20 protein-coding genes are annotated in these 19,854 nt (G+C 42.3%); 6 read left to right on the forward strand and 14 right to left on the reverse strand.

Translation table 11 applies throughout. The features are described from left to right. The 4 genes from apt to CKO50_RS04145 all read right to left on the reverse strand — a co-directional run bounded on the left by apt (position 1) and on the right by CKO50_RS04145 (position 3,612). Positions 1-546 carry an adenine phosphoribosyltransferase gene (apt, locus tag CKO50_RS04125; protein ID WP_095727125.1) on the reverse strand — a complete coding sequence of 182 codons (546 nt, stop codon included), beginning with the start codon at positions 544-546 and terminating at the stop codon, positions 1-3. A gap of 594 nt (positions 547-1,140) precedes the next feature. Beyond that, positions 1,141-1,890 (reverse strand): DUF2063 domain-containing protein, encoded by a 750-nt coding sequence (locus tag CKO50_RS04135; RefSeq protein ID WP_095727127.1) that lies wholly within the window; start codon positions 1,888-1,890, stop codon positions 1,141-1,143. Between the two features lie 2 nt (positions 1,891-1,892). After that, the gene (locus CKO50_RS04140) at positions 1,893-2,729 is read right to left on the reverse strand and encodes a DUF692 domain-containing protein (RefSeq protein ID WP_095727128.1); all 837 of its coding nucleotides are present in this window, start codon (positions 2,727-2,729) and stop codon (positions 1,893-1,895) included. 397 nt (positions 2,730-3,126) lie between these two features. Further along, positions 3,127-3,612: a hypothetical protein gene (locus tag CKO50_RS04145; RefSeq protein WP_095727129.1), complete on the reverse strand. Its 486-nt coding sequence runs from the start codon at positions 3,610-3,612 to the stop codon at positions 3,127-3,129. 471 nt (positions 3,613-4,083) lie between these two features. On the opposite strand from CKO50_RS04145, the gene CKO50_RS04150 reads away from it, so the two are divergent. Both CKO50_RS04150 and CKO50_RS04155 read left to right on the forward strand, forming a co-directional pair. Continuing rightward, positions 4,084-5,070 carry a tRNA-dihydrouridine synthase gene (locus CKO50_RS04150; protein WP_095727130.1) on the forward strand — a complete coding sequence of 329 codons (987 nt, stop codon included), beginning with the start codon at positions 4,084-4,086 and terminating at the stop codon, positions 5,068-5,070. Positions 5,071-5,107: 37 nt separating this feature from the next. Further along, on the forward strand, positions 5,108-5,482 hold the full coding sequence (locus CKO50_RS04155; protein ID WP_095727131.1) for a TraR/DksA C4-type zinc finger protein: 375 nt from the start codon (positions 5,108-5,110) through the stop codon (positions 5,480-5,482). On the opposite strand, the gene CKO50_RS04160 is transcribed toward CKO50_RS04155, so the two are convergent. The 10 genes from CKO50_RS04160 to CKO50_RS04205 form a co-directional block, all read right to left on the reverse strand. Further along, entirely contained in the window at positions 5,445-6,449 is a 1,005-nt protein-coding gene (locus CKO50_RS04160) for a hypothetical protein (RefSeq protein ID WP_255229426.1), read from the reverse strand. The two genes, CKO50_RS04155 and CKO50_RS04160, sit on opposite strands and share 38 nt — an antisense overlap. A gap of 51 nt (positions 6,450-6,500) precedes the next feature. Beyond that, positions 6,501-7,760 (reverse strand): hypothetical protein, encoded by a 1,260-nt coding sequence (locus tag CKO50_RS04165; RefSeq protein ID WP_095727132.1) that lies wholly within the window; start codon positions 7,758-7,760, stop codon positions 6,501-6,503. Positions 7,761-7,770: 10 nt separating this feature from the next. Beyond that, positions 7,771-8,388, reverse strand: a complete 618-nt coding sequence (locus CKO50_RS04170) for an energy transducer TonB (RefSeq protein WP_010369012.1) — start codon at positions 8,386-8,388, stop codon at positions 7,771-7,773. Then, the gene (locus CKO50_RS04175; protein ID WP_010606404.1) at positions 8,388-8,792 is read right to left on the reverse strand and encodes a biopolymer transporter ExbD; all 405 of its coding nucleotides are present in this window, start codon (positions 8,790-8,792) and stop codon (positions 8,388-8,390) included. Before CKO50_RS04175 ends, CKO50_RS04170 begins: the two co-directional genes overlap by 1 nt. A 14-nt stretch (positions 8,793-8,806) precedes the next feature. Then, positions 8,807-9,331, reverse strand: a complete 525-nt coding sequence (locus CKO50_RS04180; RefSeq protein ID WP_095727133.1) for a MotA/TolQ/ExbB proton channel family protein — start codon at positions 9,329-9,331, stop codon at positions 8,807-8,809. Further along, entirely contained in the window at positions 9,331-10,692 is a 1,362-nt protein-coding gene (locus tag CKO50_RS04185; RefSeq protein ID WP_095727146.1) for a MotA/TolQ/ExbB proton channel family protein, read from the reverse strand. Before CKO50_RS04185 ends, CKO50_RS04180 begins: the two co-directional genes overlap by 1 nt. A 6-nt stretch (positions 10,693-10,698) precedes the next feature. Beyond that, positions 10,699-11,469, reverse strand: coding sequence for a DUF3450 domain-containing protein (locus CKO50_RS04190; protein WP_095727134.1), 771 nt, complete (start codon positions 11,467-11,469; stop codon positions 10,699-10,701). Between the two features lie 403 nt (positions 11,470-11,872). Then, positions 11,873-12,517, reverse strand: coding sequence for a CatA-like O-acetyltransferase (locus tag CKO50_RS04195; protein WP_095727135.1), 645 nt, complete (start codon positions 12,515-12,517; stop codon positions 11,873-11,875). A gap of 50 nt (positions 12,518-12,567) precedes the next feature. Continuing rightward, positions 12,568-13,608 (reverse strand): Glu/Leu/Phe/Val dehydrogenase, encoded by a 1,041-nt coding sequence (locus CKO50_RS04200; protein ID WP_095727136.1) that lies wholly within the window; start codon positions 13,606-13,608, stop codon positions 12,568-12,570. A gap of 428 nt (positions 13,609-14,036) precedes the next feature. Beyond that, positions 14,037-15,563 carry a fumarate hydratase gene (locus tag CKO50_RS04205; protein WP_095727137.1) on the reverse strand — a complete coding sequence of 509 codons (1,527 nt, stop codon included), beginning with the start codon at positions 15,561-15,563 and terminating at the stop codon, positions 14,037-14,039. A gap of 164 nt (positions 15,564-15,727) precedes the next feature. Here CKO50_RS04205 and pabB point away from each other — a divergent pair, with 164 nt between their 5' ends. The 4 genes from pabB to CKO50_RS04225 all read left to right on the forward strand — a co-directional run bounded on the left by pabB (position 15,728) and on the right by CKO50_RS04225 (position 19,834). Next, positions 15,728-17,077: an aminodeoxychorismate synthase component I gene (pabB, locus tag CKO50_RS04210; RefSeq protein ID WP_095727138.1), complete on the forward strand. Its 1,350-nt coding sequence runs from the start codon at positions 15,728-15,730 to the stop codon at positions 17,075-17,077. Then, complete coding sequence (locus tag CKO50_RS04215; RefSeq protein WP_095727139.1) at positions 17,067-17,627, forward strand: CoA pyrophosphatase; 561 nt, start codon at positions 17,067-17,069, stop codon at positions 17,625-17,627. Before pabB ends, CKO50_RS04215 begins: the two co-directional genes overlap by 11 nt. Before the next feature lie 168 nt (positions 17,628-17,795). Further along, the gene (locus tag CKO50_RS04220) at positions 17,796-19,172 is read left to right on the forward strand and encodes an L-serine ammonia-lyase (protein WP_095727140.1); all 1,377 of its coding nucleotides are present in this window, start codon (positions 17,796-17,798) and stop codon (positions 19,170-19,172) included. Positions 19,173-19,603: 431 nt separating this feature from the next. Next, a complete protein-coding gene (locus CKO50_RS04225) occupies positions 19,604-19,834 on the forward strand; it encodes a hypothetical protein (protein WP_095727141.1) in 231 nt (76 codons plus the stop codon). Positions 19,835-19,854: the final 20 nt, after the last annotated feature.

A 19,854-nucleotide genomic window follows, 5' to 3' on the forward strand; every position in this document is an offset into this window, starting at 1 on the left:
TTATTCGCCTTCGAACTCTACAAGTGAAAGGATTTTGATCCCAAGATCGTTGATTTTCTTTTCACCACCAAGTTCAGGCAATGAAATAACAAACGCCGCATCACTGGCTTCGCCGCCTAAGCGTTTAACCAGTTTTGCTGTTGCTTCAATAGTACCACCTGTTGCAAGTAAATCATCAACAAGTAGCACTTTATCGCCTGCTTCAATCGCATCTGAGTGTAACTCAAGCGTATCTTCACCATATTCAAGCTGGTAAGACTGGCTAATTACCTCACGCGGTAATTTACCCGGCTTTCTTACTGGGATAAAAGGAATACCTAACTCATATGCCAATGGCGCACCAAAGATAAAACCACGCGATTCAGTACCGATGATTTTAGTAAAGCCGCCATCTTTATAAGCCGCAACGAACGCATCAATTGTTGCCTTAAACGCGGCTGGATTTGCTAGAAGTGAAGTCACGTCACGGAACATAATCCCAGGTTTTGGGTAATTAGGAACCGTCGCGATACTATTTTTGATCAATGACATATTCTCTGTCGTCATAATTGCTTTGCTTTAAGTTTATTACAAAAGAGTGAGATTATAACAATTTTCTATCCGGTTGAAACCGACTGAGTGACTTTGTGTGTCAGGATGGAGGAAAAGCGAACGATTTAGCGAGTATTTTATACCAATTAGCTTAATTAAGTGATCTATTTTGAGGCGAGAAAATCTTGTCGATAACAAGGCGAAAGTTTTGCGATTTAGTTGTTCTAAATGAGAAATTTTTAACGCAGTTAGCGTCAGATTTGCTCCTTCAAATTGAGCAAGTATTAAGACTAATTGGTATATATCTGTACACAATCGAAAAAGGCTGCAAAAAGCAGCCTCTAGGTAAATACGTTCAGCTTGACTTATGCAAGCGCTGTTACCCAGCCTAGAATCGCGTTTAAACAGCCAATTCCAGCGAATACAGCAACAAATGCAAGGAAATACTTTGCATTGAACGGATCTTTAAAGTCACCTTTAGACATAGATACTACCTTTAATTTTACAACTCGCACCAACTGCATAGCAGCAGAAAGCATTGACTAGCGCCCTAGTCCGAGTTTAAGCACGACAAAATCAGGCCGTATAATAGTCGATGTTGCCAATAGCTTAAAGGTTTTTTGTTTTGATAATGCCAAGATCCGCGAATTCAGCTAGTGTATGCTGTGCCCCTTGCTGTAGCTGCTCTTTAGTAAACTGGGGCACTTGCTGCGCGATAATATCTATAATGTCAGTGAGTTGCATTCCATCATTGGCTTCAATCACCGACAACATTAAGGCCGTCATCGGATTTAGTGCGACAAACTGAACATCGTCTTCTTCGTCTCTATACAGTGCGAAGCTAAACGTTTGCCCTGCTGTTTTAATTGGCCTAAAGGTTTCACTGATCTGATGAACCGGATATTGATAATGTGCAACTCTGGCTGTACTTGCCAAGCTAATTTCAACATCTGCAAGCGCTTGTACTTCAATCGAAAGCTCATGCTCTGCCTCAACGGTCGTTGCCACATCTAGCTCTAGCCACTCATAGTGAGCAAGCTCTAACAAGAACTCAGGATCAGCTTCAGAGGGCTCGTATTCTGTTTGTAAAAACTGCAAGAACTCTTTGCTAATCTCTAAAAAGTATGGCGAATGACAATCGTGCTTAACAAAAAATAGCCTAATTAACGTCAACCAATCTTCATTGGTATACAAGCTTTTAAGTACAGGAAACGCACTGCTCACGAAGCCTTCAACATTATTAAAAAACAGCTCTTGATAGATTTTTAATCGCCGAGCTTCTATGCCGTCAGGCGCGGGTTGGTTGTCTGGATCTCTAATATGCGCCATAAACTGCCGCTGAGTTTCTACAAAAGACATAACTATACCTGCTCCAAGCGCTTGGCGTATTTGGCCTGTATTGCAGAAATTTGCCCCGCTTCTGCCAGTAATTCTGCCATAGGAGGAATATTAAAATCTCGCTCTAGTAACGTCGGGAATACCCCATGCAGCTCATAGGCTTTCTTTAACAAGTCCCATACTGGCGAAGATACCTCAGCGCCGTGTGTATCAACGAGTAAATCTTCGGCTTCCACATAATGGCCTGCGATATGGCCATATGCAATACGCTCGCTTGGCATAGCCGCTAAGAATTGTTCAGCATCGTAGCCATGGTTAATAGCGTTGACATAGATGTTGTTGACATCGAGTAGCAAATCGCAATCGGCTTCGGCTAATACCCCAAGGGTAAATTCTAACTCCGACATTCGTTGTCCAGGAGCGGCATAGTAAGACACATTTTCTACAGCAATTCGACGTTCTAGATGTTCTTGGACTGCTCGGATCCGCTTAGCGGTATGATGGATTGCTTCTTCCGTAAAAGGGATTGGCATCAGATCGTACATATGGCCCTCTCCCGAACAATAACTCAGATGCTCACTATACGTTGCGATATTATGCTGTTTAAAAAATGTTTTGAGCTGTGATAGAAATTCACGATCAAGCGGTGCAGGTGAACCTAGCGATAACGATAAGCCATGACAGATAAAGGTATGTTGTTGCGTCAATGCTTGAAATTGCTTTGCAAGCTTACCGCCAAATTTTAGCCAGTTTTCTGGTGCAACCTCATAAAAGTCTACTTGCTTTGGTGGTGTATTAAGCACATCATCGACCATTTCACGGCGTAAACCGAGTCCTAAGTTGCCTAACTGCACTGTCATACTTCTCTCACTTTAGACATTATTTTGAAATAATCAGAAGCTCGCATCACAAAGGCTTTGCTGTATGCACGACTTCACTTTGGAATTACCCAATAACGCAGCTTAACATAACTAGCTGCGCTATTGGGTCGAACATAATAGTGTTCTTAAGTAACCTGAGGTTTGGATAAGGAATGTTCCAACTCATTGTTGCTAAAGCACAACTTAGTTTTTTCCTTGTCTAGCCAGCAAGTTTTAGGGAAAACACCGCTTCCGCGTCCTGCTCTCGCTAAGGTACCTACATCCTGTAGGCAAGGCGAATTTACGCACCAATAGCTGACTATTGGAAGTGAATTCAACGCAGTTAGCGCTAAAACTTGCTGCTAGAAAGGCATTAATTATCCGCAGCTCAGGTTAATTAGTGGTTACCACCGCATTTACCTTCGCCGCACTTACCTTCTTTTTTGCCTTTAGCATCGCCACCACATTTACCTTCGCCGCACTTACCTTCTTTTTTGCCTTTGGCGTCGCCACCGCATTTGCCTTCGCCGCACTTACCTTCTTTTTTACCTTTAGCGTCGCCACCACATTTGCCTTCTTTCTTACCTTCTTTCTTACCTTTAGCGTCGCCACCGCATTTGCCTTCGCCGCACTTACCTTCTTTCTTAACTTTAGCGTCACCACCGCATTTGCCTTCGCCGCACTTACCTTCTTTCTTACCTTTAGCGTCGCCACCACATTTTCCTTCGCCACATTTGCCTTCACCAGCGTCTAGTTGATAACCGGCAGTCATTGTTTCAAAACTAAATGGATTCGCATTTGCGTCTGTCGCGGTTAACCCCGCGGTACCCGCAACAACAGCGCTTAAAGTAAAGGCAATAGAGTTCTTTTTAACGGTATTCATAATGTTTGCTCTCTCAGAAATAGTAGATTCAATTAGTAGACCCAAACGTCTAAATATTTATTTCGCTAAACGTCTAAAAATTTTAGCTGTAATACCAATTCGCTTAATTAAGTGATCTATTTTAAGGCGAGAAAATCTTGTCGATAACACCGCTACCGCATCCTGCTATCACCAAGGTACCTACATCCTGTAGCCAAGGCGAAAATTTTACTATTTAGTTGTACTAAATGAGAAATTTTTAACGCAGTTAACGTCAGGTTTGCTCCTTCAAATTGAACAAGTATTAAGACTAATTGGTATAATCACTAAGTTGTGGTTTACATCCAGTTATAGTCCATCTGTTGTCTTTTTGCTATTTGCGGATAACTAGGGGCTGCTGATGACTTGCAGCAAACAATTAGCTAAAATGTCGCGCTTTTCGATGAGTCATCAGTGACTCATTTTATTTTTGTTGTATCTGAAGGTTAACACATGAAGCTTGTTCTGGCGCCGATGGAAGGTGTAGTTGATTTTAAAATGCGCGAATTACTCACAGATCTCGGCGGCTTTGATCTTTGTGTCACTGAATTTATTCGCGTCGTTGATCTCACCTTTCCACGTAGGGTATTTACTAGATACTGTCCTGAACTATTAAATGGCGGTTATACCAGAGCCGGAACACCGGTTAGAGTACAGCTTCTAGGTCAGGTTCCCCATGCGCTTGCTGCAAATGCACGAAAGGCCGTAAAGCTTGGCTCTCATGGTGTTGATTTGAACTTTGGTTGTCCTGCAAAAACCGTGAATAAAAGCCGTGGCGGCGCGGTTTTACTGAAAGAGCCAGAACAAATCTATCAAATCATTAAAGCGGTTAGAGAGGCAGTACCAGAAGAACATCAAGTAAGCGCCAAAATACGCCTTGGCTTTGACGATGATGCCAATAGCACTGAAATTGTCGATGCGGTCCAGCAAGGTGGTGCGTCGAGTTTGGCGATACATGCGCGTACCAAACGAGATGGTTACAAACCGCCAGCGTACTGGGAAAAGATCCCCCCTTTATTATCAAGGTTAACCATTCCTGTCGTTGCTAACGGTGAAATTTGGCAAGTTGAAGATGCACTACTCTGCCAAACACGTAGCCAATGCCAAGATTTGATGCTTGGTCGCGGTGCGCTAGCCACCCCCGATTTGGCAGCAAAAATCAAAGCGCATGTTAGCGGAACTCATTATACTCCGCTTACATGGGAAAACGTGGTCTACCATATCCTCCACTCTTCCATGCATCAAGATGAGAATATGAGTGAAAAGTACTTTTCGGCTAGAACAAAACAATGGCTCAGTTATCTGAAACGTCAGTATGACGGCGCACATGTTCTTTTTGATGAAATCAAAACGCTTAAAAGCAAAGATGACGTCATGAAGGTGTTGCAGAAATACGCAATGTCTCCAGACATTGATTCAAATCATAACAGTGAAGTTTGACTGAAATGATAATGGGGTGTCGGATAGGAGAGCGCCCATGAATGAAAACACACAACACTACGAACAAAGCCTACAAGCAGAACTTGCCACACTTAGAAGCGACTTCTTGGGAGAGCTAAAAGCTTCACCCAATGGGTTTACTCATAATCTTGCCAATACCTTAGAGCTCAACCCACCTAATAAGTGGCTTGATATTGTGATGGAGAAGATAAATCCTGAGCAATTTCCACTCTATGATAGATTGATGAAAGTCGAAGCGGCATTATGCCAAATGGAAATCGGTCAGTTCGGGTATTGCTGTGATTGCGAGCAGACAATAGAACTTGAGTTGCTAGAACACGATCCAGCAACCCAACGCTGTCGCAGTTGTAAGACTAAGGCTTTAAAAAATGGGGATATGCAGCAAAAATAGTCGCCGGAAAATAGACTATATTAGCAATCAATTGTTGTGCTTGTTGTTCATTCAGCGCTAGTTTTGAGTTGAGCGCAACAAATGCTTGTTTTTGTGACCACCCTTGATAGTGAATTCCTACATCCACCGCCATTAAAGTCACGATTAGTGCTTTATACTGCTCTATTGCCTTAGTACACTTTGCTACTGTCGAAGGCACATTAATAAACCCATCGCGCCAGTTGAGCCCTGCAATTCTTTGGCAGTTAGCCGGCAATAATTCCAGAATATAAGGTTGTTGAGTATCAGGCATTACCTTGAGCACATTCGCTTTGCTATTTTGGTTATCAAACTTTGATAACGTCGCCAAAACTTTATTAGGTGAATCTTGAATAGCTCCATAAAAATTGAGCTTTGATTGATACCATTCTTTTCCATTGGGTAGTTGATGGAGTCCAAGCATAGCTCTTGGTTTATAATTACTCAGATAAGCTAACAAGGCCGAACGTGATGGTGCGTCAATATTCGAATCTTCAAGCTGTTTTATCATGGCTTCCCGCTCAAACCGATTTAGGCGAATATTACTTTCATCGGCCTCTTTTAGTTTTGTTATTACAAATTTAAGCCACAGCTCAAGTTCCTCACCACTCACTCTACCTTCTATGTTTTTAAGTACAGAGATATAACTGGGCCAAGGTAAGTAGCGTTCTGGATAGCGCTCTTGAATTCTTAAGTAGTCAAGCTCCTTATGCGCCATAACATCTGGTTCATTCAAACTGCTTGATAATAAAGCGTGCCGTAACTGTAAGTAGCCCTCTGTGAACGGTAAAACAGTAATATCATCTGTAGATGAATGACTTAAACTACTGTTAAGAGAGATTAAAGAAGTTCTGAGTTCCTGATAACTTACGGCTGGTTTGTGCTCACTACAAGCGGACAGGAATATAAACGCGATCAAAGTAAGGCTGAACAATAAATGCTTTTTCATAATTTCACATTAAAACTTGAAATCAAAAAAGCCCCTTTCGGGGCTTTTTAATTAGAGGCTAACACCCCTACGTTGTGCTTTTTCTTTGATAAAGCTCGACCAGCTAATCGCAAATCTTCGAGTGCTAGGATCTTCCTTCGCCTTCAAAATTGCTGCATAAGCTTGTTTGAACTTATCTTGATAGTAGTAAGCTTCCGCAAGATCAGCATATGTACTGCCTTTCTTTTTGGTACCAAGCTCTAACGCTTTATTTAGTCTAACTACTGCTGCACTGTACTGCAGATTTTGCAGTAAAAGGCCACCTGCTCTTCCATAAAGTTCTGCGTCATCGTCAAATTTAGCAGCTTCTTCATAGTATTTAGCAGCATCACTGATGTGTTTAGCTTGGTGGTAATAACTTGCAAGCGCTGTCACGTTTTGCTTTGTACGTTCGATTTTGCCATCTTTCATAGCCTTTTCGAACGTTTGAGCTGCACGCCAAGGATCTTCTGTCAAAGAGTATAAGCTTCCAAGAATCTTATAGTCATTCTCTTTTTCAAAGTAACCTTTGCTATACGCCACCTTCATTACAGTCATACCTTTACTGTAATCTTCGGTTTGCAAATAAAAGCCACCTAGTTGTGTCCAAGCTTTCGGGTCTTCAGGGAAAACACGTACTAACTCTTCACCAACCTCTACAGCCTTTTTGAATTGCTTCAATTCAAAGTAAGCTGCAACTTTCATCAGATAATATTGTTTATTTGGCTCTTCTACACCTGCGATAGCTTTATCAGCTGGAGCAATAACATTAGGATATTGCTTTAACTCATAATAAGCTTGCGCGATACGACCGTGTACTTTAGGGTCATTTTCACCCGTAAAGTCCATCCACGCTTCATAGGCTTTGATACCTTCTGAATACTTTTCAGTACCTAGTAGAAGGTCACCAAGTAACTTCATTAGATCGCCTTGATCCTTAAAGTTAAGCGCATCAGGAGCAATCGCCAAACGCGTATACTTAATCGCTTCGCCGTAGTTTTCCTTTTGAGCATAAAGCTGACCTAGGTAACGGTTAACCGTTGCTTTATCGAAATCATCTGAAGGGTCAAGTTCGCGAAGCATTGCAATCGCTTCATCGACTTTTTCTTCGTTATATAATTCGAACGCTTTGGCAACTTTTTTACCTACTCGCTCACCCATGATCTTCGTTTTTGCTGCTTTACGCTTCTCTATTTCTTCATAGTTAGGCGCAGCAGAAACTGACTCTGAGTAAATGCCACCAGTCAATGCAATAAGAAGAGCAAGAGCTGTAAATTTGGGTAAACTTTTCATGCCTGCCTCCTTAATTACCTTGGTTTAGTGTGAAATCAAGCTGGACTGTGATGCCAGGTTGCTTCTGTGGCTTACCATCAACAACTTTAGGACGGTATTTCCACTTTCGCAATGCACGCTTCGCTTCACGGTCAAAGATACGCTTTGGCTCAGCATCGATAATTTCAACATCTTCGACTCCACCTAGCTCATTGATTGTGAAAGATAAACGTACCCAACCCTCTTTGCCATCACGAGCAGCTTGAGGTGGATATTTTGGCTCAATTCGAACGATAGGTGTCGCATCACCATCACGGCCAAACTCGCCAGGTCCAGACAAACCACCTGCAGTACCACCTAGGTCAATGCTAGGCATGTTAAAGCCGATGTTACCCGCAGAAGGATCAGCCGTGTCTGGCTGAGGCGGCTGCGGTTTTGGCGGCTGCTTAGGTGGTGGTGGCGGCGGAGGCGGGACACGCTTCCGCTGCTGCACCTTTGATTCAGGCGGATTCGACATAATCTCGACTACGATTTGTTCCTTTTGTACATCTGCCCTATCTGCTCCTCCGGAGATAAGATATGACATGAAAAAGAACAAGCCGAGAGTTACTGCCCCACCTGCTAGAAGTGAAAACAGAAGTCGAATCATTACTGATCTCCAGCTATTGAAATCTTCAGATTGTCGCCAGTCGCTTTAATTTGGTCCATAACTTTAACAACTACGCCGTGCTTCGCACCTTTATCGGCTTGAATAATAATCACGTCAGTCGGTTGTTCTGCCATTAGACTTTCAAGGTTAGCACTTACACGCTCAACATCAACTTGACGCTTGTCCATCCAAATCTCACCGTTTTCACGGATTGCGATAAAGATGTTCGCATTCTTAGTCTTTTGTGCTTGTGCCGCTTTTGGCTTGTTAACTTCAATACCAGCTTCTTTAACAAAAGAAGTGGTTACGATGAAGAAGATAAGCATGATGAATACGATGTCTAGCATCGGCGTCATATCTACTGCTGCATCTTCCTCTTCACGAAAACGTTGTTTACGTGCCATAGTTCAATCTCTCTCTAGTGATGAGGCAAGCTATCAACTAGCTTCTCTTTAGCCATTTTTGCACGTGCTTCTAGACGCGTGCTAAAGAAAACACCTGATAGTGCCGCAACCATTCCAGCCATTGTTGGTATCGTAGCCATTGAAATGCCTGAAGCCATTAATCGTGCGTTACCCGTACCTTGAGTAGCCATCGTTTCAAATACGGTGATCATACCTGTCACTGTACCTAAAAGACCGATTAATGGACACATTGCAACCAATGTTTTGATAATCAACATGCGCTCATCTAATTTTTCAGACGCTTCAGAAATCCAAGCATCGCGGATTCTGTGTGCGTACCAAGACGTAGTATCTTGGCGGGCGTCCCACTTAGCGACGATTTCCTTATGCATTCTAGGAAATTCGCCGAGTAGGAACCAATAGCGCTCAATCATTAAAACCCACATTAGAAAGAGTGCCATTGCGACCACGTATAATACATCGCCGCCTGTAGCAACAAAATCCCTGATAGATTCCCATATCTCCATCAGGACTAACATTAGGCTTTCTCCTTCTCCGCGTGAGTAGCAACAATACCTGCGCTTTGCTCATCTAGGATGTGTAGAACCGCTTTACTACGACCATGTACAACAGCGTGGAGTAGAATTAGAGGTAGAGCTGCAATAAGACCTAGTGCTGTAGTTACTAGCGCTAGAGAGATGTTACCTGCCATGATCTTCGGATCACCAGTACCGTAAAGTGTGATTGATTCGAATGTCATGATCATACCAACAACCGTACCTAGTAGACCTAGTAGTGGCGCGATAGCCGCTAGGATCTTGATGATGTTTACACCCATCTCAATACGTGGAGTTTCACGTAGGATAGCTTCATCAAGCTTAAGCTCTAGGTTTTCAACGTCTTGGTCTTTGTTGTCATGATAAACTTTCAAGATACGGCCAAGTGGGTTGTTTGTGTTAGGGTTATTCGCGTTTTTGATTTGCGCTTTGATTTTACCGCTAACAATGAATAGGTCTAGCATACGAACGATTGCAATCAATGCACCTAGAATAAGTAGGGCTGTAATGATGTAACCAACCGTGTCACCTTGGTGCCAGCGCTCTTCCATCGTTGCACGTTGAGTATTAAGCTGTAACAGTGAACCACGAGTTGGGTCAACTGCAAACATAACGAACTGATTAGCAGGTGCACCGATTAGACGCTCAACCCCACCTAGTTCACCACTTGGTTGCTTACCAAGAGGAACAATTTGCTTGTTCTCAGCGTCGTAAATAACGTAGCCGTCTTTAGTAACTAGGTTGAAGTTACCAACACGCGTTACTTCTTTGACGTTTACATCACCATTTAGCTCAGCAACTTCAGCTTCGAACTTAGTTACTTTAGCTGATTCAGTCATTTCAGTTTGGAATGCAATCCAAAGATCTTCTAACTCACGAGTAGTTGGAAGCTCTTTTGCTTCAGCTAGTGAACGAAGCACTTCAGCACGTCCTGGTTTTTCAGCACTTACTAGAGAGGCTTCGATAGAACCGATAGCATCAGCAGCTGAACGACGTACAACACCGAACATTTCACCAAGTGTACCTTTGGCATTTTCTAGCTCAACTTCTTTCTCAGCAAGCGTCACTTCGTTCTGTTTGAATTGTTCATTTAAACGCTCACCACGAGCTTTCTCTGCAGCAAGTTCACGCTTCGCTTTGTTCAACAATGCTTGTTTGTCAGCACGGTCGCTTAAAAACTCTTGCTCACGCTGCTTGTTGATTTTGCCTTCAGAGATACGGTTTTGTTTAACCTGCTCTAGGATTTTGTCTAAGGCTTCAGTGTTTGCATGTGCATTTAGCGCGGCACCAGCAGAAACTGTTAACGCTGCAGCAACTGCAAAACCTTTAAATAGTTTCTTCATCATTAATTACTCCGCGCCAAAGATAGGTAGGTTTACAAGTTCAGGAGCCGCTTGCTTACGTGCTATACGGATCATGCTCTTAACTGGCTTAAGATATTCTTCGCCAAGTTGATCCCACTGCTTAGCGTCATTGTTCCAAACCCAAGCGTGTTTTTGGTCGAACGACTGGGCTACGTATGCGATACGGCCAAGACGAGCGAAGTCAACATTGATGTTCTTGCCATTTTGTTCAAGAGAACCTTGGCTTGCAACCATTGTTGTGCTGTAGTCAGTTTCAATAGTGTAAGCTTCAAGAACTTGACGGAACTTTTCAGAAGTCGTTACAGACGAGTTAGTCATAATGCTGCGAAGCTTCTCAACGCGCTCTAGACGTGTTTCTTGATTAAACGGAACGTCCGCTTTGATGAATTGCTCAAGCGTATCGATCATGCGATACATCAAAGGCACAACGTCCTGTTTTGTCTTGTCAATAGTACCAATTTGACGCTCAAGAGACTCAATACCTGCATTTTGATCTGCTACAAGACGTGCAACGTGATCGTTATACACTTTAAGCAGTTCTGCTTCTTCAACCAGACCACGGTATTCCGCAATCATTTCTTGAGACTGACCGTAAAGGTTATCAATCTTTTCTTGAGACTTTTTAGCAGCCGTTTGAGTTTGTTGACCTACTTTTTGTATGTCATTCAAAGGATCTGCAATCACATTGCTGCTTGCAAAAGCTGTCGCGCCTAAAAGCGCCGTAGCTACAAGGCTCTTTCTGATTTTAACAGACATAGTTCCCAACCAATTAAGTAATGTTACTTTTATAATTTTCGCGCTCTCACCGACGTGAGAGCAACCCTGATATCATTTGACAGATATCAACTGTCCAATAATGCTAAATGCAACACGATGTGTCAACTTCGCTGTGAAAACATTTTTTGTCAATAAATAAGTAATAATTATATACAAAACAAAAAATTAACATCAAAAACACAGCAAAAGATACACATCCTTTGTAAAACCAACCTTTTGCATACGCCATTTACAATGTTTTACATCAGATTTATTCCAATAAATTGAATAGATATTCCAAATAGAAATTATGAATAACCTATAAAAACAGCAGCATAAGCTAGATTTCTCATTGCACAGAACGCAAATTATTTCATCTTCTGCGAACTAACGCAAAATTTGTTTATCTGTCCCAAATCGCTTGATCTATTTTTTCCTGCAGAATTTGAACGAATTCAGCGACGTGTAGGCCATCCATTAAGCCGTGGTGGACTTCAATACAAAATGGCATCGTACCATCTGCTTTATTATATTTTCCGAACACAAATTTTGGGATGCCAAAGTCATCTCTACTGTGTCTCGCATGACCAAAACTGGAAAAAGATAACCATGGAAGTATAGATACATGAACACAATTTGGCACCTGACTTTCCATTAAAAATTGCTCACTGACAAGCGGTCGATTTAGTTGCTCAGTTTTGCTATGAATATTAGCGCTAATAAAACAGTTGAAATCATTTTCAGGTGCAAGCCTTACAAATCTGAAGGTTTCATCCTCCCGCAGAAAAACACTGCTAATTTCTACCACATCATATTCGACTACTGTCCCCTCTTCGATTCGGTAACGGATGGGCGCATAGCTTTGTAATGCCAGTTGTAGTGCGTATAGACAACTAAGAGAAAACGGAACGGCATTACGTTTACTCATTTCGTAAACTCTTTCCATTTGTAAATTGACGGTAACGGTGAAGTAAGGTTGGGTAAAATCATTGAAGAACGAAAAGTGTTCTTGGCGAGGCCAAGTATCAAGAGATATTTTCTTTTTCATACAAAAAAAAGGGGCGCGTACCCCTCTCTGGTCATTAAACGGCGCTGTTATTATAGACCGTTTTCAATAATCTCTTGCGCTAATTTATCAGCAATTATATGTGTTGAAATCTTCTCATCTTCAGAACGCTTAAAGATTTCGGTTAGCGTATCATAGATGCCTTCAACGTGTTTAGTCGCTGCAACCTCATCATAACCTTCAGGTTTTGTTTCATAGTAAACATTGATGATTCCACCAGCATTAATCACATAGTCTGGTGCATACAAAATGCCTTTTTCACGAATGATCTCACCATGACGAGACTCTGCAAGTTGGTTGTTTGCACACCCTGCAATAATGGTGGCTTTAATACGTGGAATGGTGTCGTCGTTTACTGTAGCACCTAGTGCACATGGCGCATACACATCAACATCTAAATCATAGATTTCGTCAATACCAACAGCTGTAGCATTAAAATCATTGACCACTCTTTGTACTGACTCTTCGTTGATATCAGTGACAAATAGCTCTGCCCCCGCTTCATGTAGGTGCTTACATAAAGTGTAAGCAACTGCACCCAAGCCCTGTACAGCAACTTTGATACCAGCCAAATCTTGGTGACCATACTTGTGTTGGTAAGCTGCTTTAATTCCAAGGAATGTGCCTAACGCAGTAAATGGAGAAGGGTTACCGCTTTTACCTTCGAGGCCCATTACGTAGTTAGTTTCTTTATGCATTACCATTACATCACCGGTTGTGATGTTTACATCTTCAGCTGAGTAGTAACTGCCACCTAGGCGGTCTAGGTGTTTACCGAATGCTCTGAAAAGCGCTTCTGACTTGATAGTCTTAGCATCGCCAATAATGACAGATTTGCCACCACCAAATGGTAAACGTGCAACCGCATTCTTATATGTCATCCCTTTAGACAGACGCAGTACATCATATACTGCGTCTTCATCAGAGGCATAATTCCATAAACGACAGCCACCTACAGCTGGACCTAGCTTAGTGTTATGTACCGCGATAATCGCTTTAAGGCCTGATGCTTCGTCTGAACAGAATACGACTTGCTCATGGTTATCAAATTCAACTTGGTTAAATACAGCCACTTTCTTCTTCTCCAAAAATTATCTATCCCATACGGGTAAGCTCTTAGGTGTGACTTTGCGTTCAATACCACACTAAGGGCAAATAGCGCTGAAATTGGCAAGACTCTATCACTAACTCTAGCACCATTCCACAAATTGAGATGATATAAACCCAATTCAAAGCAAATACAAATATTTAATTTAAAAATTAAATGTAAAAAACAAAATCAAACCAAAAACACAATAAAATTAGGAATTTTAATTTAAGTTATTGAACTTTTCTGAAGTTACTGTTTACGTAAACGGAAGGCTAATAATCATTGTAAACATATCAGTACAAAAAAGGAGGCTGCTAGCCTCCTCAATAATGCTTCGGATCGTCACTTTAACACCGAAGACAAATATTTAAGTGGAAAGTACCTATATGCTCTCCACTCACGCAAAACTGATCAACTAAGTTTGCTATCTAACTCTTCAATTCGTGCTTTCCAAATTGCAGGGCCTTGGGTATGCGCATTCTCACCATTGCTATCAACGGCAACCGTCACCGGCATGTCTTCTACTTCAAATTCATAAATAGCTTCCATACCTAAGTCTTCAAACGCCACAACACGTGATTTCTTAATTGCCTTAGCCACTAAGTACGCTGCGCCACCTACAGCCATAAGGTATACGGCTTTATTCTGTTTGATTGACTCGACAGTTGCTGGACCGCGCTCGGCTTTACCGATCATGCCGATAAGGCCAGTTTTCTCTAACATTAGATCAGTAAACTTATCCATACGTGTAGATGTGGTAGGACCTGCAGGTCCCACGACTTCATCGCCAACAGCATCCACAGGACCCACGTAATAGATGAACTTATTAGTGAAATCGACACCTTCTGGCAAGCCTTGACCAGAATTCATCATTTCTTGCAGACGTTTATGCGCTGCATCTCGACCAGTTAAGATCTTGCCAGAAAGCAGGACTGTTTCACCCATTTTCCATTCCTGAATATCTGCTTTGGTCAAAGTATCTAAATTGACACGACGCGTATCTTCACCTACTTCCCAAGTCACTTCTGGCCAATCTTCGAGCTTTGGTGCTTTTAGATCTGCAGGACCTGAACCATCTAGTGTGAAATGTACATGGCGTGTAGCGGCACAGTTAGGGATCATTACCACTGGCTTAGACGCTGCGTGTGTTGGTGCTGTTTTGATTTTAACGTCAACAACGGTTGTTAGACCACCAAGGCCTTGTGCGCCAATGCCTAGCTTATTTGCACGTTCAAAAATTTCTAGACGCAATTTTTCTTCTGCAGTTTCGGCACCGCGTTCCATCAGCTCATGGATATCAACCGGATCCATTAAAGACTCTTTTGCCAATACAGCCGCTTTTTCTGCTGTACCACCGATACCTATCCCTAGCATACCCGGAGGACACCAACCAGCACCCATTGCAGGTAATGTTTTTTCTACCCACTCTGCAACATCATCTGATGGATTTAGCATCACCATTTTAGTTTTATTTTCAGAGCCGCCCCCCTTCGCAGCAATCATCACTTCAACTTCAGCACCAGGAACTAAGTCAATGTGTACTACCGAAGGCGTATTGTCTTTGGTGTTTTTACGGCTACCTGCTGGATCGGCAACAATTGATGCACGTAACGGGTTATCTGGGTTCATATAGGCACGACGAGTTCCCTCATCTACCATTTGTTGCACCGTCAAGTCAGTTTTATCCCACTTAACGTCCATACCGACTTTAACAAAGCAGGTTACTATCCCAGTGTCTTGACACAGCGGACGCTTACCTTCTGCTGACATGCGTGAGTTAATTAAGATCTGTGCAATTGCATCTTTCGCGGCCTTACTTTCTTCTTTTTCGTAGGCTTTTTCTAATGCTTGGACAAAATCAAGTGGGTGGTAAAATGAGATATATTGAAGCGCATCTTCAATGCTATCAATAAAGTCTTGCTGACGGATTGTACTCATGACGGTTCCTCAATTTTCGACGGTATTTTTTGGTATTGAAACTTTCGCTGGCAATTGTTGTTATTCAGCGTCAGAAAGTCAATTTCAATACCTTAAACTATGGAATAGCAGGTAACTATGATAACCTCCCCGCCCGTTTGGGGCTAGCTTTGCAGGTCAAGTAAATGATAAACGAGCGAATAAACTGTACGAAATTAGACATTAGGCATAATGCACTAGAATTATTTGAACACTTTGCAAACGAATCTCAGGCTATCCTGTTAGATTCAAGCGATTCCGATCACATCAATAGTCGCTACGATATCATTGCGATTGAACCAATTAATTTACTTGAAGCTAAAGACGGAAATGTATTTTTAGACGGCGAACTGCAAAGTGAATCTATTTTCACTGTGATGAAAGATAAGCTTGCCCAGTATAGTAATTGCAGTGCTCCCCATGATTTACCTTTTAATGGCGGTTGGCTTGGTTATTTTGGCTATGATCTCGGCCGTTATATTGAACACATTCCACATTGTGCAGAACATGATATTAAGCTCCCCGATGCCTGTGTTGGCTTGTATCCAGACGCGTTAATTTATGACAAAGTACACAAAGCTTGGTTTTATGTGTCGCAACCTAATACACAAAGGCTAGAGATGTATTTGCAGCGGCTCAAAGACGCCTCAGCGTTCGAACCATTTAGACTGACGTCACAATGGCAGTCAAACATGACTAGAGCACAATACGAGCAAAATTTTGAGCGCATTCAATCTTATTTGTTAAGTGGCGACTGCTATCAAATAAACCTAGCACAGCGATTCACTGCTAACTTCGAAGGAACTCCGTGGCTCGCGTATAAAAAACTTCGAAACCACAACCAAGCGCCTTTCTCAGCATTTTTTAACTTAGGCAATAGTGCTATTGTTTCTGTGTCACCAGAGCGCTTTATTCAAGTTAAAAACAATATTGTAGAAACTAAGCCGATTAAAGGCACCTTGCCAAGGTTACCAAATACTGACGCCGATAAAGCGCAAGCTGAAAAACTGAGGAACAGCAGCAAAGATCGAGCCGAGAATGTCATGATAGTTGACCTACTACGTAACGACTTAGGTAAGGTGGCAGAACCAGGTTCCGTTGCGGTTCCATCACTCTTTGCAATCGAGAGCTTTCCTGCGGTTCACCATCTAGTCAGCACGGTAACGTCTAAACTGGCAGAGGGTAAATGTGCTGTTGATCAACTCGAAGCCGCTTTCCCCGGTGGCTCCATAACAGGTGCACCTAAGATCCGCGCCATGGAGATCATCGAAGAGCTCGAGCCTCACAGACGCAGCGTTTATTGCGGCTCAATCGGTTACCTCAGCGCCTGTGGCAACATGGATACCTCTATCACTATCAGAACCCTGGTTTGTCATCAAAATAAGATACATTGCTGGGCAGGTGGTGGTATAGTCAAAGACTCACAAGTACAGTTGGAATTTGAAGAGACTTACCACAAAGTAAATAAAATCCTCCCGGTATTAAATGAAGATTGATCAGGTTATATCGCAATTTATGTTGGCGCCCATCATGGCGCAAACACCAACCACACTGCATACTCTCAAGCAAAGTGCGGTGCTTATTCCTATTGTTGATGTAAACGCTCGAGCCCACCTGTTGTTTTGCAAACGCAGCAGCGAATTGCCGAGCCACCCGAGTCAAATTTGCTTTCCTGGCGGCAAAGTCGAACAACAAGATAGCAATATCATCAACACAGCACTGCGCGAAACCGAAGAAGAGATAGGTCTGACAATCTCTGAGTCTCAAGTACTGGGCATATTGCCGTTTATGCAAACGCTCACCGGTTACCAAATCACCCCCGTTGTTGCTTCTGTACAACAAGATGCGACTTGGGTAAATCAAAGCGACGAAGTGCAACAAACCTTTACAGTGCCATTAAACCAATTAAGCACGGCCAAGAATTGGCGAACCTTCCATTTTACCAATAAAGGCAAACCCGTTTCACTCGACGGGTTTATGACACCGCACGGTTTACTGTGGGGTGCAACAGCAAAAATCGTCAAACAATTCACCGCCCTATTTTAGCCCTTAACTGGTAAGACCTTTTTTAAAATCCACCTCCACCTTGCAGATTAGAGACCTTTCTATCATGCTTACTGCAAAACTAGCATATACTTTTGCCGATTATGGGTTACTTCCCTAAGTAGACACGTTATGATGGCGTCCGTTTTAAAGGCAATGTGAGTAAAATTTATGATCAGTGCATTCGATATGTTTAGTATCGGTATTGGCCCTTCTTCCTCTCATACGGTGGGACCAATGCGTGCTTCTAGGTTATTCGTACAAGACCTTCAGGCACAAGGCATCGTTGATGATATCACTTCGGTGAAAGTGGAACTGTTCGGTTCTTTAGGCCAAACAGGTATTGGCCACGGCTCTGGCAAAGCTGTTATTTTGGGACTTGCGGGTTACGATCCTGAGACCATAGATGCAGATCTAGTACCAGAGATCTTAGAAACCATAGAAAATGAACAGGTTATCTATCTCGACAAGCAACATAAAGTAAAATTTCCTAAGCAAGGCGCGATTGTTTTTCACCGTCGCAAAACGCTGCCTAAACACTCTAATGCAATGGAAATCAAAGCGTATAAAGGCGAAGAGCTTGCTCATAGCCAAATTTACTATTCGATTGGTGGTGGCTTTATCGTTACCGATCAGAATTTTGAAGTTGAAAAGCAAGCCGCGCTAGATATCAGAACAGAAAACCCAGCACCTTACCCATTCAACTCAGCCGCTGAGTTACTGGAAATGTGTAAAGAGTCTGGGCTTAGTGTGTCTTCGTTAATGATGGCCAACGAGAAAACGCTACGTAAAGAATCTGAAATCAAAGAAACGCTATTCCACATCTGGCAAGTAATGAAAGCTTGTATTGAACGTGGTATGAAAACCGAAGGTATTTTACCAGGCGGTTTAAAGGTTCGTCGTCGCGCACCTAGCCTGTATTTAAAACTCAGTGTAGAAACGCACCAAGATCCACTGCGCGCAATGGATTGGGTGGATTTGTTTGCACTGGCAGTCAACGAAGAAAATGCAGCGGGCGGCCGCGTAGTGACGGCACCAACCAATGGTGCAGCTGGTATTCTTCCAGCGGTGTTAATGTACTATCACACTTTTATCAAAGAAGTGGATATAGAGATTGCCACACGTTATCTACTTACCGCAGCGGCAATTGGGATCTTATATAAGAAGAATGCCTCTATATCTGGCGCTGAAGTAGGATGTCAAGGTGAAGTAGGTGTTGCGTGCTCAATGGCTGCAGGCGCTCTTACCGAAATCATGGGTGGTAACGTAGTACACGTTGAGAACGCCGCTGAGATTGGTATGGAGCATAATCTGGGTCTAACCTGCGACCCTGTCGGTGGGCTTGTGCAAGTTCCGTGTATTGAGCGTAATGCAATGGGTTCTATTAAAGCCATTAATGCTTCTCGTCTTGCTTTGCGCGGTACGGGCGATCAAAAAGTATCACTAGATAAAGTGATTAAAACGATGCTTGATACTGGTAACGACATGAAAACCAAGTATAAAGAAACCGCGCGCGGTGGATTGGCAGTAAATATTATTGAGTGTTAACTGACAATTGTCAGTTCACTTTATTGATGATCTAATGGCATCATGATGGTAAATTATGATGCCATTTTTTATGGTGTATACTGATTAACTTATTGATTTTATTTTACTCTTTATAAGCATGAATATTTAACTTTAGACCAGAGTAATAGATAAGGTAGCTCGTTATGGTCGAAACCTTTATATAGCTACTGTCTGTTACAGCAATAGAGTTTTGTCGGTAACACCACTTAACCACCTTGCTAACGCAAAAGTATCTATTGTCATTTAGTAAAGGCTAGATGCAGTAACCATGGAGTGATTTCCACAAGGTTCATGATAAATAGGTATTATTAGAAATTTAGGCTATTTACATCCATACGGTAATAAATGGATAAAATACAACTAAGCTAAATATCAGCATCTATTATCAACAAAAAAGGAGTAAACTGATTATGTCCGGCACTACGATGGTTTTTTTAATTGTGCTTATTAGCGTTGGTGGAGGCATACTTAGCGAAATGTATAAACGCCGTTTAGAATACAAGAAATTAGACTCGCAAAGCCAAAAAGAACGAGACCAATTGCACGAAGAGCTTAATGCTTTGAAATCAAGAGTTGCCATTCTTGAGCAGATTGTTACTGACGAAGGTTATCAAGTTACAAAGGATATTAACAATTTATAGTAGCTACCTGCCAATGATTA

This window comes from Pseudoalteromonas sp. HM-SA03, from assembly GCF_002289345.1.
GTDB lineage: Bacteria > Pseudomonadota > Gammaproteobacteria > Enterobacterales > Alteromonadaceae > Pseudoalteromonas.